This is a genomic window from Exiguobacterium sp. s43, assembly GCF_018617255.1.
Lineage (GTDB): Bacteria > Bacillota > Bacilli > Exiguobacteriales > Exiguobacteriaceae > Exiguobacterium > Exiguobacterium profundum.
The window spans coordinates 1-12848 of the sequence record NZ_JACSJT010000007.1 but is presented as its reverse complement, the minus strand read 5'-3'; the positions used below and the strand labels follow the sequence as shown (position 1 = coordinate 12848).

The window sequence follows — 12848 nt, the reverse complement described above, 5'->3', positions numbered from 1 at the left end:
TATGAAAATAAAGATTAATATTATAACGACTCGTTTTCAGGTCGTCAACTATTTTTAAGTGGTAAAATTGTGTCAGACAAACGTGCGAATTCTTCTAGGCTTAACGTCTCTCCACGACGTTTCGGATCGATTCCAGCCTCGTGAAGCGAACGTTCGAGTTCGACCTTATGTTCTTTCCCGATATAGTTTGTCAAATTGTTCAGGATGGTTTTACGGCGCTGAGCGAAGCTTGCTCGGGCCACATCAAAGAAAAATGCTTCGTCTTTCACTTGTACGGCCGGTTCTTTGCGCATCCGTAGTGTAATGACGGCCGAATCGACGTTCGGCGCTGGGATGAACACGTTTTTCGGCACGATGAAACTGACTTCTGCTTCCGCATAATACTGAATCGCAATCGATAGCGAACCGTATGCTTTCGTGCCTGGTTTTGCTCCAATCCGTTCTGCCACTTCTTTTTGAATCATCATGACGAGCGAGCGGAATTTAACGCCGCTCTCAAGCAAACGCATGATGATTGGTGTCGTGACGTAGTAAGGTAAGTTGGCGACAACCGAAATATCTTCAATACCTTCGTTTAAAAATTCTTGCTCTACGATTTCCCGTAAGTTCAGTTCCAATGCATCTCCATGGATGACTTTCACATGCGGATAAGGCGACATCGTATCATCTAAAATCGGCAAAAGACGTTGGTCGATTTCAAGCGCAACGACTTTCTTGGCACGCTTGGCCGATTGTTCGGTCAATGAGCCGATTCCGGGACCGATTTCAAGGACACCGCTCGCTTCACTCAGTTCTGCTGCTCCGACAATTTTACTCAAGATGTTCAAATCGATTAAAAAGTTTTGACCGAGCGATTTTTTGAATGAAAACCCATGTCGCTCTAAAATCGCTTTCGTTCGTTGGATTGTTGCAATGTCTTTCAACCCTGTTCCTCCTCTAATTGAGCAAGTGCCTGCTCCCACTCTTCAATCGTGACGCCAAGCGCCTCGACCCGTTTTACAAATTGTTTGGCATTCGGCTCACCGATTCGAAGCAACACCCCGAGTCGCTTCCGACGCATCGCGGCCGCTGCTCCACCGATTAAATCCGCCTCCAACACCATTTTCCGTGTGACGATTGGTTGGTCCGTTTCGACACGCGGTTCAAACACTGCTCCTAAGACACGGCGAAGTGACTCCGGACTCGCATGTTCCACACCGATTTTCCCACGCTTGTCCTTCGCCTCGGCCCGAGGCAAGTGTGCGTGCTTACATCCTTTGACGCGTTCCTCGACAATCGCCCGAATACGATCTCCTGGATAATCTGGGTCCGTCAAAATGATGACCCCGCGCTTCTCCTGAGCACGACGGATTCGTTCAATCGTCTGATCGGATACGGCAGACCCGTTCGTTTCAATCGTATCGACGTCGAACACTTCTTGAAGTCGCGCCGTGTCGTCACGCCCTTCTACGACGATAATTTCTTGTATTTTCTCACGCATTGTCTGATCCTTCTTTCTCTTCTTCCTGCTTTGGAATCACCCAGATGGTGAGTGGTTTACGACCAAACGTTACGGCCTCTTCCTTTTCATCCATCATGATATCGATTTTTTGCCCTTTGATTGCACTTCCTGTATCCAAGGCAATCGCCATACCGATACCCTCGACATATACACGGGTCCCGAGTGGAATGATGGCAGGGTCGACCGCAATGATGCGCATGCCTTCATACAAAATCGTGTCGGTTACATCATATCCGCTTCTTGTCAGCACGCGTCCGTCGTATGTTACCGTGTCTTCCGGGTTGTTCGTATAAGCGGTCGCTTCCACAAGCAATTGTTTCGCAGATGAAAAATCGAGTACGTCATCTGTTTTCGGCGGTTCGGCAATCTCGACTTCAGCTTCCGGAATGAATGGGCTCGATTCATCCGCGGTCGTTGACTCAGGCTCGGTTACCGGTTCCGTGACTTTCTTCGTTCCCACTTTGATAATCTGCGGCATCGTTTTACGCAATGTCTCGACATCTGTTTTCGTACGATTTGTAATTGTACCATTTTCCACAGTAAGTGCATACCTTGTCCGTTCAAGTCCAGGAACCCCGACCTGCACCATTTGCATCACACCTTCTTCGAGCGTATCATCCTCTTCCTCCACCACTTCAAACGGGATCAACTCACTCTCATATTGAACGACATCACGATTCGTATTGACCGTAATCGTCAATCCTTCTCGGATCGGTGTGGAAGGGGCCGGCATGACCGTATCACTTTCCGTCACATCGATGTTCTCTTGCATTAAGAGTTGCTCCACATCCGTAGCCATTGTATAAATCGTCAACGCCTCTTGACCGACAATGAGATTCACGGCCACGACCGGTTGATATCGAATCGTCATCCCATTCGTCACCGGTGTACGGACTGATGGATACACCGTATCTCCGTCTCGTACCGTGACTCCGTATCGCAGTAAGACATCCTCTACAGTCCGCTCGCGCGTCTGCACCGTCTCCGTTTGACCGTAGCCAATCTGAAGTGAGACCTCGTGTGAACGCTCAATCCGGATTAGGCGGTCGTCTGGTACATCTTCACTGAGCGCCGGTGTGACATAATCTGATTCATCTAGTGTGATATTTAACTCTTCGAGCACCTCGAGAACCGAGTCGGCTCGTGTCTCATGCTCGATCACTACACCGTCATCGACGATTCGAATCGATTCAGGTTGTAACATCACGTACGCCACAGAAGCCGTCGCAATAATACCGATACTCGCTAATACACGCTTGATCATGGGAGTCGGAACAACTTCTTCGCGTTGACTGTCGTAGCAGCAGCGAGTTCATCGTAAGGCATATCGCGAAGAGTGGCGATTTCTTCGGCTACATATTTGACGTACGCTGGTTCATTTCGTTTTCCACGGAACGGTGTTGGGGTCAAGTACGGGCAGTCCGTCTCGACAAGCAGACGATCCAGTGGCACTTCTTGCGCCACCGCCTTCGGAACTTTCGCATTTTTGAACGTGACCGGTCCTCCTAACGAAATATAGAAGTTCAAGTCTAGGCACCGAGGCAAAAGTTCGACGGACATGCTGTAACTATGGAACACACCGCCGACTTCTTCAGCATGCTCTTCTTCTAAAATATCAAGGACATCTGCCGTTGCTTCTCGGTTATGAATGACAATTGGCATATTCGTTCGCTTGGCAATGGCGATCTGTTGACGGAAGAGGCGCTGTTGCACGTCTTTCGGTGATTTGTCCCAATGATAATCGAGACCGATTTCACCGAGTGCCATGACTTTCGGATGACTCATGAGTGTTTCGATTCGTGCTAAATCCGCATCCGTACAGTCAATCGCATCGACAGGATGCCATCCGACAATGGCATAAATATCTTCATGCGTTTCTGCCAGTTCAATGGCCCGATCGATGGTCGGTGTATCAAATCCAACGACGAGTAGCGGAGAAACGCCCGCTTCTCTCGCTCGCTCAATCGTCTCCTCCACGTCTTCACTGAACTGTTCCGCATTGATGTGCGTATGTGTATCAATTAACATCTTGTTTCCTCCTTAGAAAAAGAGAGGGAGACCGCGGTCTCCCCCATTCCATTATTTGACGATGGCACCGTTCGGCATCTGGTCTGAGACCGTCGCGAGCTCTAGTTTCCCGTCACGATCTGCCGCTAGAATCATCCCTTGCGAGAGTTCTCCACGGAGCTTGACTGGTTTCAAGTTTGCGACAACGATGACTTTCTTGCCAACCAAATCTTCAGGGGCATACCATTCAGCGATACCAGACACGATTTGACGCGTCTCTTTCCCAAGGTCGACTTGAAGTTTCAACAGTTTCTTCGCTTTTTTAATCTTATCGGCTTCGACGATTTGACCGACACGGAATTCGACTTGGTCGAAGACATCAATCGTGATTTCAGGACGAATGTCTTCGTCAGCTTCTTCTACTGATGCCGTCTCCGTCTCTTCAATCCGTGCTTTAGACGCCTGACGCATCATTTCTTGGATTGCATCGACTTCTTCTTTCACGTCACGACGTGGGAAAATCGGTGTCCCGTCCGTCACGACCGCATTGCTAAAGTCTGCGAATGTATCCAACGCCTCCCATGACATGTCCTCTCCCTCGAGTCCGAGCTGACGGAACATCTCTTTTGGAGCGCGCGTCATGAATGGTTGAATCATGATGGCAACATGACGAAGTACGCCCGCAAGATGTGTCATGACAGAAGCCAGCTCCTCGCGCTTCGACTCCTCTTTCACGAGAACCCATGGTTGTGTCTCATCGATATATTTATTCGCACGGCTGACGAGTTGCCAAATATTTGTGAGTGCGACCGAAAACTCCATGTGCTCCATGGCTTCTTCTGTTTTGCGTGTCGTCTCTTTCACCACGTTCAACAATTCTGCATCAAATACCGTGACATTTCCGTTATATGCCGGAATGTTTCCGTCGAAGTACTTTTTAATCATCGCAATGGTGCGATTCAATAAGTTTCCGAGGTCGTTCGCTAAATCAAAGTTCAAGCGGTCAACGAACGCTTCCGGCGTGAACGTGCCATCCGCTCCGAATGGAACTTCACGGAGAAGGTAATAGCGGACCGAGTCGAGGCCGTAACGATCAATCAATGGGATCGGGTCCACGACGTTCCCTTTCGATTTCGACATCTTCCCATCCTTCATGAGCAACCATCCGTGCGCAAATACTTGCTTCGGTAATGGAAGATCAAGCGCCATTAAGAGGGCTGGCCAAATGATCGTATGGAAACGTACGATTTCTTTCCCTACCAAATGAACGTCTGCTGGCCAGTAACGGTTGAAGAGTTCATCGTTGTCTGTGCCGTATCCGAGTGATGAGATATAGTTTGTGAGCGCATCGACCCATACGTACACGACGTGCTTCGGGTTCGATGGAACTTGTACGCCCCAGTCAAATGTCGTACGTGATACAGCCAAATCTTGAAGACCTGGCTTTAAGAAGTTATTGATCATCTCGGTTTTACGAGATTCTGGCAAAATAAAATCAGGATGTGACTCAAAATATTCAATCAAGCGGTCCGCGTATTTACTGAGGCGGAAGAAGTAGCACTCCTCACGAACGAGTTCGACCGGATGTCCACTGTCAGGACTTTTTCCATCGACGAGCTGCGATTCAGTGTAGTATGTCTCATCCGGTACGGAATACCATCCTTCGTACTCACCGAGGTAGATGTCCCCATTTTTAAGTAATGTCTCGAAAACATGCTCGACCACTTTCTTATGACGGTCCTCTGTCGTACGGATGTAGTCATCGTACGAGATTTCAAGACGGTCCCATAAGACCTTGATCTCTTCCACGACTTCATCCACGAAAGCTTGTGGTGTCACGCCTGCTTCTTTCGCTTTTTCTTGAATCTTTTGACCGTGCTCATCCGTTCCTGTCAAATAACGGACATCAAAACCTTTTAAGCGTTTGTAGCGCGCAATCGCATCACCTGCTACCGTGGTATATGCGTGACCGATGTGCAGTTTTGCACTCGGATAATAAATTGGGGTTGTAATATAAAAAGTCGGCTTCGCCATGATTTATTCTCCATCCTTTCGACATATGCAATTTCCATTATACACGGTTCGACAAAAGAATTTCCAAACCTAATTGTTTGGAATTTTTTTGCGTTTTCTTCGTCATAAATGTTCCAAAAATACCCTTTCTTTGTTTCAAGTTCAAACTTACGGGGAAATTTAGGTATATATCGTTCTTGATTCGACAAATTTCGAAAATTTACTTTTCCAGATAGTAAGCAGTTGACTACAATTGGAAAGTTTAGTATGCTTTTTGCTGTAGTCACATTGTCGAATTTTGACGATTCATGTCACCACGAGATTTCGACATCATTGGAGGAGGAAACACAAAATGAAATCTACAGGTATTGTACGTAAGGTTGATGAGCTTGGTCGTGTCGTTATTCCAATCGAATTGCGTCGTACACTCGGTATTGCAGAGAAAGATGCTCTCGAGATTTACGTCGACAACGATCAAATCGTTTTGAAAAAATATAAGCCAAACATGACTTGCCAAGTTACAGGCGAAGTATCAGATGATAACTTCAAATTGGCAGACGGCAAACTCATCTTGTCACCAGAAGGTGCACAACGTGTTCTCGTTGAGTTGAAGAACATGCTCGAAAATTACTACAGCGAAGAGTAAGCAAGGATTTCCTTGCTTACTCTTTTTTATGCAATTGATGATACGTATCGTATACATCATTCCGAGACTCGCCGCGGTCTTTCGCAGTCTGTTTGATTGCCGCGTTTGGTTTCAGCCCTTCTTTGATATAGTGAACCACGTGCTCGTATGCAGATAGTGTTTCCCACCATGTTGTCGTAGGTGCCGCCTCTGTCGCTCCACTCACCAAGACGACAAACTCACCACGCACTTCACCCTCACACCATGTCAACGCCTCATCCACAGTTCCTCTCAAAAACTCTTCAAACGTTTTTGTCAGTTCACGACCTAATACGATTTGTCGATTCCCGAACACTTGTCGAATCGCTGTCAACATCTCTTTCAAACGATGAGGAGCCTCATAAAAAATGACGGTGCCAGGTTCGTATTGAATCGATTCGAGAACCTCAACCCGATCCTTCTTCTTACGCGGCAAGAAACCGTAATAGAGAAAACGTTCAGTTGCAAGACCGGATGCGACGAGTGCCGTGAGTGCTGCATTCGCACCGGGTAAGACGACAACCGGGATGTTTTCCTCAATGGCTAATCGCACGAGATCGCTTCCCGGGTCTGAGATTCCAGGCATACCTGCATCTGAGACAACGGCAATCGATTTCCCTGACAACAGATCGTCAATCAGTCTTGGACCACTCACTTCTTTATTGTGTTCATGATAGCTAATCAATTTTGTCGCAATGTCAAAGTGTCGGCAAAGCTTCATCGTTTGTCGTGTGTCTTCCGCTGCGATTAAGTCTACTTCCTGAAGGGTTCGTACCGCGCGATACGTCATATCCTCCAAGTTCCCAATTGGGGTCGGCACGACATACAACGTCGGTTGTTCAGTTTGATAGCTCTTCTGTGAATTCATTGGTCGTCCCCTCCATCAACTTCTCTTTTTGTGCTCGGGTCAATTGCTTGATGGACCATTCGTATCGCATGGCCTCCCGCTTCGTCTCAAACGATTGTACGTACCGAAGTCGTACAGGGAGACGAGCTTTCGTATATTTCGCACCTTTCCCGGCATTATGTGCAAGGAGTCGCTTTTCCACGTCTGTCGTATAGCCCGTGTAGTACGTTCCATCACCGCATTCCAAGATGTACGTATAATGTTTAGGCATCGAGAATAGCTCGCATCGCTTCTGTATACGTATCGTCTTCTTCATAGACAACAAATGGCGGTAAAATTTTAAGACCTGCTTTTCCATCTTTCGATCCCTCGATTAATAAGGTATTCGCCTCGCGTCCCGCTTTCGGGTAAACGAGTTGCATTCGTTTTGGTTCAATTCGATACGCACGCATCAACGTCAGGATATCAAGTAAACGTTCTGGCCGATGCACGAACGCCACTTTTCCTCCCGGTTTGACGAGTTGACTGGCCGTCCTGATGCAATCTTCCAACGTGCACAGCACTTCATGGCGCGCAATCGTATGATGCTCATTTTGATTTCGGAGTGACGTCTCGTTCGCTAAAAAGTAGGGCGGGTTACATGTGACTACGTCATATCGTGCATGCCCGAGCTGCGCCGCTGCCGTTTTCACATCGCCCTCCACCACTCGAATTCGCTCTTCAAGACGATTGACCGCCATGCTTCGATTCGCCATGTCGACCAGTTTCGATTGAATCTCCACACCTGTTATCGTTCCTTTTGTACGATATGACAAAAAGAGCGGGATTGCCCCGGTGCCAGCACACAAATCGACCAGTTGTCCTTTTTGGATAGGCACCCATACAAACTCTGCAAGCAGTACCGCATCTAATGAAAATGAGAACACATCATCACTTTGAATGATTTTACCTGGACGTCCGAGCAAATCATCAAGGCGTTCTCCATCCTTAACCGTTACCATCGTTTCCTCCTTCTATAAAAGAAAGGCGACGGATAGGGAACCCCTATCTATCGCCCCGTATTAATGTTTATTGAGCATCGACAAACAGAAGAGACAGTCCCCATCTTTTCGTACCTGTCCGTAATGGAGGTTACAAATGTGGAATCCTTCTTGATACAGCGCAGCCAAATTGTTCTGCCCTTTCCCAGACAATGCGATTTGTGAATCACCATTTGTCGTATCAACTTCTGCCAATTGTTCGACTTTTTCGCGTAAGTGATGATTCTCTAGATACATATGCTGGTTCTCTTCAAGCAAATAAGCGAGCTGCTCTTTTAACACGCCTAAATGTTCGGTGAGGAGCTGCATCTGTTGCTCGATCGCATCCACCCGCATCATTACTTCTTTTTTGTCCATTCTTTCCACTGCTCAGCACCCCATCACTGTTTTGACGGTTTTCGTTTAATCGCACCCACTTCAACGAGTTCATCAATCGTATACGTGACGACACGCGTCCGATCGTGGAGCTCAACTTGAATGAGTTGGTCCAAAATGTTAAGACCGATTACCCGACCATCACCTTCTGGAATTTTGATTCGCTTGCCGACGTCTGGTAAATCACGTTTCAGTTCTTCATATGTGTCATTCTCATATTTCAAACAGCACATCAGACGACCACATACTCCAGAGATCTTATTCGGATTCAACGAGAGATTCTGGTCTTTGGCCATTTTGATCGAGACCGGTTCGAATTCCCCAAGAAATGACGAGCAGCAAAGAACCCGACCACATGGCCCAATCCCGCTAAGGAGTTTCGCTTCATCACGAACACCGATTTGTCGGAGCTCGATTCGTGTCCGAAACACACTAGCTAAGTCTTTTACCAATTCTCGAAAGTCGACGCGACCCTCGGCAGTAAAATAAAAGATCACTTTATTGCGATCAAATGTATACTCAACATCAACTAGCTTCATTTCTAATTGATGTTCTCGAATTTTTTCTTCACAGACGGCGTGAGCATCAACAGCTGCCAGTCGATTATCGCGTACAATATCCGCATCCTTTTGGTCCGCGACACGAAGGATTGTCTTCAACGGCAGGACGACTTCGTCTTCGCCGAGCTGCTTGTTGACTTGGACGATTTCCCCATACTCAATGCCACGTACCGTTTCAACGATGACATGGTCCCCACGTTTAAGCGTTGCATCGCCTGGTGAAAAGTAATAGATTTTTCCCGCTTCTTTAAAACGGACTCCAACTACTTCAAGCACGCGCTTCTATCCTTTCTGCAAATCGAACGAAAGTCGTTCGAACGTTAATTGAGGATTGACGTTTGCCTCAAGTCGCCAAATGGCCGCATGTACACTTTCAATCGCATGTGTAAGCTTCGTGACAGATCGATTTTGGATAAATGCGTTGTACAAGGCGGCCTCATTCTTAAATAGCTTCGGAGCATACATATCTCGCACTTTTAAATGAAGTGCCTCCTCTAGCCAATGTTCGAATAATTCAAGACCGACTCGCAACTCATTCCGTCCTTTGAAATGCCCTAACCATTTTTCTTGTGCGAACAAGAGCAACTCTTGAGGTCGTTTCGTCAATACTTCAATTAATTGTACCACTAGCCCATACGCCTGTACAAACCACTCCTGCTCAAGCGCTTCTTTCGCGTCATCCCATTTCGGATAAACGGTCAAGGCAAGGTATGCCAAATCATACGTACAGGACAGTTCTTCTGACATCGTTTGCGCCAATTGGGCTCGGTCGATTGGACGAAAAGCAAGTTGTTGCGCGCGCGAACGAATCGTCGGAAGAAGCAACTGTGGTTGTGTCGTCACTAAAATAGCAAGCTTTCCTACTCCCGGTTCTTCAAAGAATTTCAGTAGACTGTTTGCCGCTTGAGTCGTCATCTTGTGCGCTTGATGAATGACGTACACTTGGCGATCACCTTCAGCACCTCGTAGTGATAAATCACTGAGCAATTGCTGAATCTGTTCTTTTTTTATACTCGCACCGTCCGGCTCCACTTCGATGTAGTCGACAATGTTTTTAGAATCCATACGCCGACAGTTTCGACACACTCCACAAGGCTCTGCACCATCTGGTGATTCACAAAATAAGGCTTTGGCGAACAATGTGGCTGTATCAATCAAATAAGGCTCATAATCTCCTGAGAAGATATACGCATGCCCCACTTTATTCGAAACGATTGAATTTTGAATGATGCGAGAAACGACAGTTTGCGACTCGCTCAATTCTTGAAAACGCATATGCCCAACTCCCATTAAAACTGATGGAATCCTTCGATCGGCAAGACGAATACCGTCGCCCCTCCGACTTGTACTTCGACTGGGTAAGGAATATACGAATCCGCATGTCCTCCCATCGGTGAAATCGGCGTGATCATTTGGTCGCGGCTCGAGCAGTTCGATTGAATCACGTCCATCAAATCATCAAGACGCTCTTGTGGAATCCCCATCATAAACGTTGTATTACCTTCTTTTAAAAATCCACCAGTCGTGGCTAACTTTGTTGCGCGAAAATCTTGCTCGACGAGTGCGTCGGACAAACGTGCGCTATCCTTATCATGTACGATTGCAATTACCATTTTCATCATATTTGTACGCCTCCTTGTTGTAGTCGTTCAATTGTATAATCAAGTACCTCATCTTGAATGCATTCAATCGATTGATCAGCATCAATCCGAACGATTCGTTCTGGATACTGTTTCAGTAACGTTTGGAATCCTGCATAGACACGCTCATGGAATGCTTGATCACGACTCTCAATTCGATCAAGCTGTCCCCGATCCTTCATACGTGCACTTGCCCGTTCCGGGTTTAAATCAAATAAAAAGGTTAGATCGGGTGTCAGACCATTCGTTGCCCATTCATTTAATGAGCGAATCTGATCAAGGTCATACTGCAATCCATATCCTTGATAAGCAATGGATGCATCGATGAACCGGTCGCAGAGGACAATCGCGCCCCGCTCTAACGCTGGACGAATCACTTGTTCCACGTTCTGTGCCCGTGACGCGGCATAGAGCATCATCTCCACGCGTGGGGTCATCTCATGATGATCCGGCGATAATAACACTTCGCGAATCTGATTCCCGACCGTTGTTCCTCCGGGTTCTCGGGTCACGACAATGTCATATCCTTTTTGCTTTAAGTTTTCTACTAATAATTGAAGCTGTGTGGACTTTCCTGATCCATCAGGTCCTTCAACCGTTATAAACATTCCGTTCACGTTTTAAAACTCCTCTACAATAACGTCAATTTGCTCTATCATAACATGCTTACTAGCTTGAAGCTTCCTCCCTAAAGAAATCCATTCCCGGAGCACACGGATTTTTTCTTCTGTAATACGCTCTCCTTTTAGAATCCATGGAATACCTGGTGGGTATGGAATCACCGTCTCTGCTGAAATCAATCCAATTGCTTGGTCGAAAAGAACTCGCTGCATTGGAAGAGCTGTTACAGACGTATATAGTTCAGACACGCGCTCGGTTTGTGGAAATGGGAAAATCGTTTCATCGTCTTCAATGATCGGCACATGGGTAGATGCTTTTTTTATTAATTTGATCCAATGCTCGATTTCCTGTTTCTCTATTTCCCTTAATGGCAAGCAGAATAACACATGATCGACTGCCGCCAACTCGATGTCTATGCCGATTGAGGCGAGATGCTGACTAAAGATCAATCCATTCTTTGGATAAGTCAGAATCGTCACCTTCGTAAAGTCATCTCCGACTTTTACAACAAAACCAGCTCGTTTTAATTCAAGAACAAATTGTGCATGGCTTTTTTGGATAGCAGACCATTCCTCATCCGTTAAACGTTCTAGATAAGAACGAGCATAATCCAATGAAGCCATGATGAGATAAGACGGACTCGAGGTCTGGAAAGAGGCTAATGCATGCTTCAAACGCCCTTCATCGATATTATCTTTATAGTGAACCCAAGCCCCCATGGTTAAGGCAGGCAACGTTTTATGCGCGGACTGTACGACTACGCTCGCTCCTTCGAAGATTGCAGAGCGACGTGGCAACTGTGGATGAATTAAATGAGCGCCGTGTGCTTCATCGACAAGCAATGGAATGTCTAATAGTGTCAAATAGTCTGAAATCGTTCGAATGTCTGCCATATCCCCGTAATAGGTTGGAGACGTCAACATGACGGCTCTCCCTCCAGGAAATTCTTGAATGGCCTGTTTAATCGTATCTAATGTTACGACCGTCGGGATACCTGTGCCGCGTTCAATGGTAGGCGTTAGTAATACTGGCTTTAATCCCAACCACTCGATCGCGTTCCAAATCGATTTATGTGAGTTCCGTTGAACATATACCCGTTCACCACGTTTCACTGTTGCCGCGAGCATACTCCAATTTCCCACAGTCGATCCGTTGACAAGCCATTTACTTTTACTCTCATACAACTTACCCAATGCACATTCTGCTTGCTCAATGATTCCCGAGGCATCGTGCAAATCGTCTAAATGTGCTAGCTCAGTCAAATCGTAAGGCATGACTTTTGCGAATGCATCAGGTAAGCGATCATCAACCACTGTACCATTATGATGACCTGGTACGTGGAAAGAGACGCGGTGTTCACGAACATGCTGTTCCAGAACCTCTAAAAATGTAAACGGATTTTCCCGAGCAGGAGCCATCTGTTATTCCTCCTAAACTATAAAAAATATGAAAAAAGACGATCAAGCATATGCTTGATCGTCTTCTGCGTTGGCCTGGCAACGTCCTATCCTCACAGGGGGAGATCCCCCAACTACTTTCGGCGCTGAGACGCTTAACTTCCGTGTTCGGCATGGGAACGG

15 protein-coding genes and 1 rRNA gene are annotated in these 12848 nt (G+C 46.7%); 1 reads left to right on the top strand and 15 read right to left on the bottom strand.

Going from position 1 to position 12848, the window contains the following annotated elements; translation table 11 throughout:
• Positions 1–44: 44 nt before the first annotated feature.
• Genes rsmA through metG form a run of 5 tightly spaced genes read right to left on the bottom strand, consistent with a single transcriptional unit; the run spans position 45 to position 5542 of the window.
• Complete coding sequence (gene rsmA, locus KNO79_RS15055) at positions 45–923, bottom strand: 16S rRNA (adenine(1518)-N(6)/adenine(1519)-N(6))-dimethyltransferase RsmA (RefSeq protein WP_159563173.1); 879 nt, start codon at positions 921–923, stop codon at positions 45–47.
• A complete protein-coding gene (gene rnmV / locus KNO79_RS15050; RefSeq protein ID WP_214691683.1) occupies positions 920–1480 on the bottom strand; it encodes a ribonuclease M5 in 561 nt (186 codons plus the stop codon). Before rnmV ends, rsmA begins: the two co-directional genes overlap by 4 nt.
• Positions 1473–2765, bottom strand: a complete 1293-nt coding sequence (locus tag KNO79_RS15045; protein ID WP_214691682.1) for a 3D domain-containing protein — start codon at positions 2763–2765, stop codon at positions 1473–1475. Before KNO79_RS15045 ends, rnmV begins: the two co-directional genes overlap by 8 nt.
• Positions 2762–3529, bottom strand: coding sequence for a TatD family hydrolase (locus KNO79_RS15040; protein WP_159563175.1), 768 nt, complete (start codon positions 3527–3529; stop codon positions 2762–2764). The genes KNO79_RS15045 and KNO79_RS15040 overlap by 4 nt, the downstream gene beginning before the upstream one ends.
• Positions 3530–3580: 51 nt before the next feature.
• A complete protein-coding gene (gene metG, locus KNO79_RS15035; protein WP_214691681.1) occupies positions 3581–5542 on the bottom strand; it encodes a methionine--tRNA ligase in 1962 nt (653 codons plus the stop codon).
• Between the two features lie 331 nt (positions 5543–5873).
• Between metG and KNO79_RS15030 the strand changes: the two genes are divergently transcribed.
• Entirely contained in the window at positions 5874–6167 is a 294-nt protein-coding gene (locus KNO79_RS15030) for a transition state genes transcriptional regulator AbrB (RefSeq protein WP_012727742.1), read from the top strand.
• A 16-nt stretch (positions 6168–6183) separates the two neighbouring features.
• Here the strand turns inward: KNO79_RS15030 and rsmI are convergent, their stop codons facing one another.
• The 10 genes from rsmI to rrf form a co-directional block, all read right to left on the bottom strand.
• Positions 6184–7053, bottom strand: coding sequence for a 16S rRNA (cytidine(1402)-2'-O)-methyltransferase (rsmI, locus tag KNO79_RS15025; RefSeq protein WP_074035288.1), 870 nt, complete (start codon positions 7051–7053; stop codon positions 6184–6186).
• Positions 7025–7303 carry a GIY-YIG nuclease family protein gene (locus tag KNO79_RS15020; protein WP_012727744.1) on the bottom strand — a complete coding sequence of 93 codons (279 nt, stop codon included), beginning with the start codon at positions 7301–7303 and terminating at the stop codon, positions 7025–7027. The genes rsmI and KNO79_RS15020 overlap by 29 nt, the downstream gene beginning before the upstream one ends.
• Positions 7296–8033, bottom strand: coding sequence for a tRNA1(Val) (adenine(37)-N6)-methyltransferase (locus tag KNO79_RS15015; protein ID WP_159563179.1), 738 nt, complete (start codon positions 8031–8033; stop codon positions 7296–7298). The genes KNO79_RS15020 and KNO79_RS15015 overlap by 8 nt, the downstream gene beginning before the upstream one ends.
• A 60-nt stretch (positions 8034–8093) precedes the next feature.
• The gene (gene yabA, locus KNO79_RS15010) at positions 8094–8429 is read right to left on the bottom strand and encodes a DNA replication initiation control protein YabA (RefSeq protein WP_012727746.1); all 336 of its coding nucleotides are present in this window, start codon (positions 8427–8429) and stop codon (positions 8094–8096) included.
• A gap of 23 nt (positions 8430–8452) precedes the next feature.
• Positions 8453–9283, bottom strand: coding sequence for a PSP1 domain-containing protein (locus KNO79_RS15005; RefSeq protein WP_074035285.1), 831 nt, complete (start codon positions 9281–9283; stop codon positions 8453–8455).
• Positions 9284–9289: 6 nt separating this feature from the next.
• A complete protein-coding gene (locus KNO79_RS15000) occupies positions 9290–10282 on the bottom strand; it encodes a DNA polymerase III subunit delta' (RefSeq protein WP_078145937.1) in 993 nt (330 codons plus the stop codon).
• A gap of 14 nt (positions 10283–10296) precedes the next feature.
• Entirely contained in the window at positions 10297–10626 is a 330-nt protein-coding gene (locus KNO79_RS14995; RefSeq protein WP_031421800.1) for a cyclic-di-AMP receptor, read from the bottom strand.
• Positions 10626–11264 carry a dTMP kinase gene (gene tmk, locus KNO79_RS14990; protein ID WP_159563180.1) on the bottom strand — a complete coding sequence of 213 codons (639 nt, stop codon included), beginning with the start codon at positions 11262–11264 and terminating at the stop codon, positions 10626–10628. The genes KNO79_RS14995 and tmk overlap by 1 nt, the downstream gene beginning before the upstream one ends.
• A 3-nt stretch (positions 11265–11267) precedes the next feature.
• Positions 11268–12686, bottom strand: a complete 1419-nt coding sequence (locus KNO79_RS14985; RefSeq protein ID WP_214691679.1) for an aminotransferase class I/II-fold pyridoxal phosphate-dependent enzyme — start codon at positions 12684–12686, stop codon at positions 11268–11270.
• 73 nt (positions 12687–12759) lie between these two features.
• A 5S ribosomal RNA gene (rrf, locus tag KNO79_RS14980) occupies positions 12760–12848 on the bottom strand; the annotation flags it as partial.

What these genes read in the sequence shown, in the direction of transcription:
- rnmV (WP_214691683.1), bottom strand. Translation starts at nt 1,480, where the DNA reads ATGCGTGAGAAAATACAAGAAATTATCGTCGTAGAAGGGCGTGACGAC.
- KNO79_RS15045 (WP_214691682.1), bottom strand. Translation starts at nt 2,765, where the DNA reads ATGATCAAGCGTGTATTAGCGAGTATCGGTATTATTGCGACGGCTTCT.
- KNO79_RS15040 (WP_159563175.1), bottom strand. Translation starts at nt 3,529, where the DNA reads ATGTTAATTGATACACATACGCACATCAATGCGGAACAGTTCAGTGAA.
- metG (WP_214691681.1), bottom strand. Translation starts at nt 5,542, where the DNA reads ATGGCGAAGCCGACTTTTTATATTACAACCCCAATTTATTATCCGAGT.
- KNO79_RS15030 (WP_012727742.1), top strand. Translation starts at nt 5,874, where the DNA reads ATGAAATCTACAGGTATTGTACGTAAGGTTGATGAGCTTGGTCGTGTC.
- rsmI (WP_074035288.1), bottom strand. Translation starts at nt 7,053, where the DNA reads ATGAATTCACAGAAGAGCTATCAAACTGAACAACCGACGTTGTATGTC.
- KNO79_RS15020 (WP_012727744.1), bottom strand. Translation starts at nt 7,303, where the DNA reads ATGCCTAAACATTATACGTACATCTTGGAATGCGGTGATGGAACGTAC.
- KNO79_RS15015 (WP_159563179.1), bottom strand. Translation starts at nt 8,033, where the DNA reads ATGGTAACGGTTAAGGATGGAGAACGCCTTGATGATTTGCTCGGACGT.
- yabA (WP_012727746.1), bottom strand. Translation starts at nt 8,429, where the DNA reads ATGGACAAAAAAGAAGTAATGATGCGGGTGGATGCGATCGAGCAACAG.
- KNO79_RS15000 (WP_078145937.1), bottom strand. Translation starts at nt 10,282, where the DNA reads ATGCGTTTTCAAGAATTGAGCGAGTCGCAAACTGTCGTTTCTCGCATC.
- KNO79_RS14995 (WP_031421800.1), bottom strand. Translation starts at nt 10,626, where the DNA reads ATGAAAATGGTAATTGCAATCGTACATGATAAGGATAGCGCACGTTTG.
- KNO79_RS14985 (WP_214691679.1), bottom strand. Translation starts at nt 12,686, where the DNA reads ATGGCTCCTGCTCGGGAAAATCCGTTTACATTTTTAGAGGTTCTGGAA.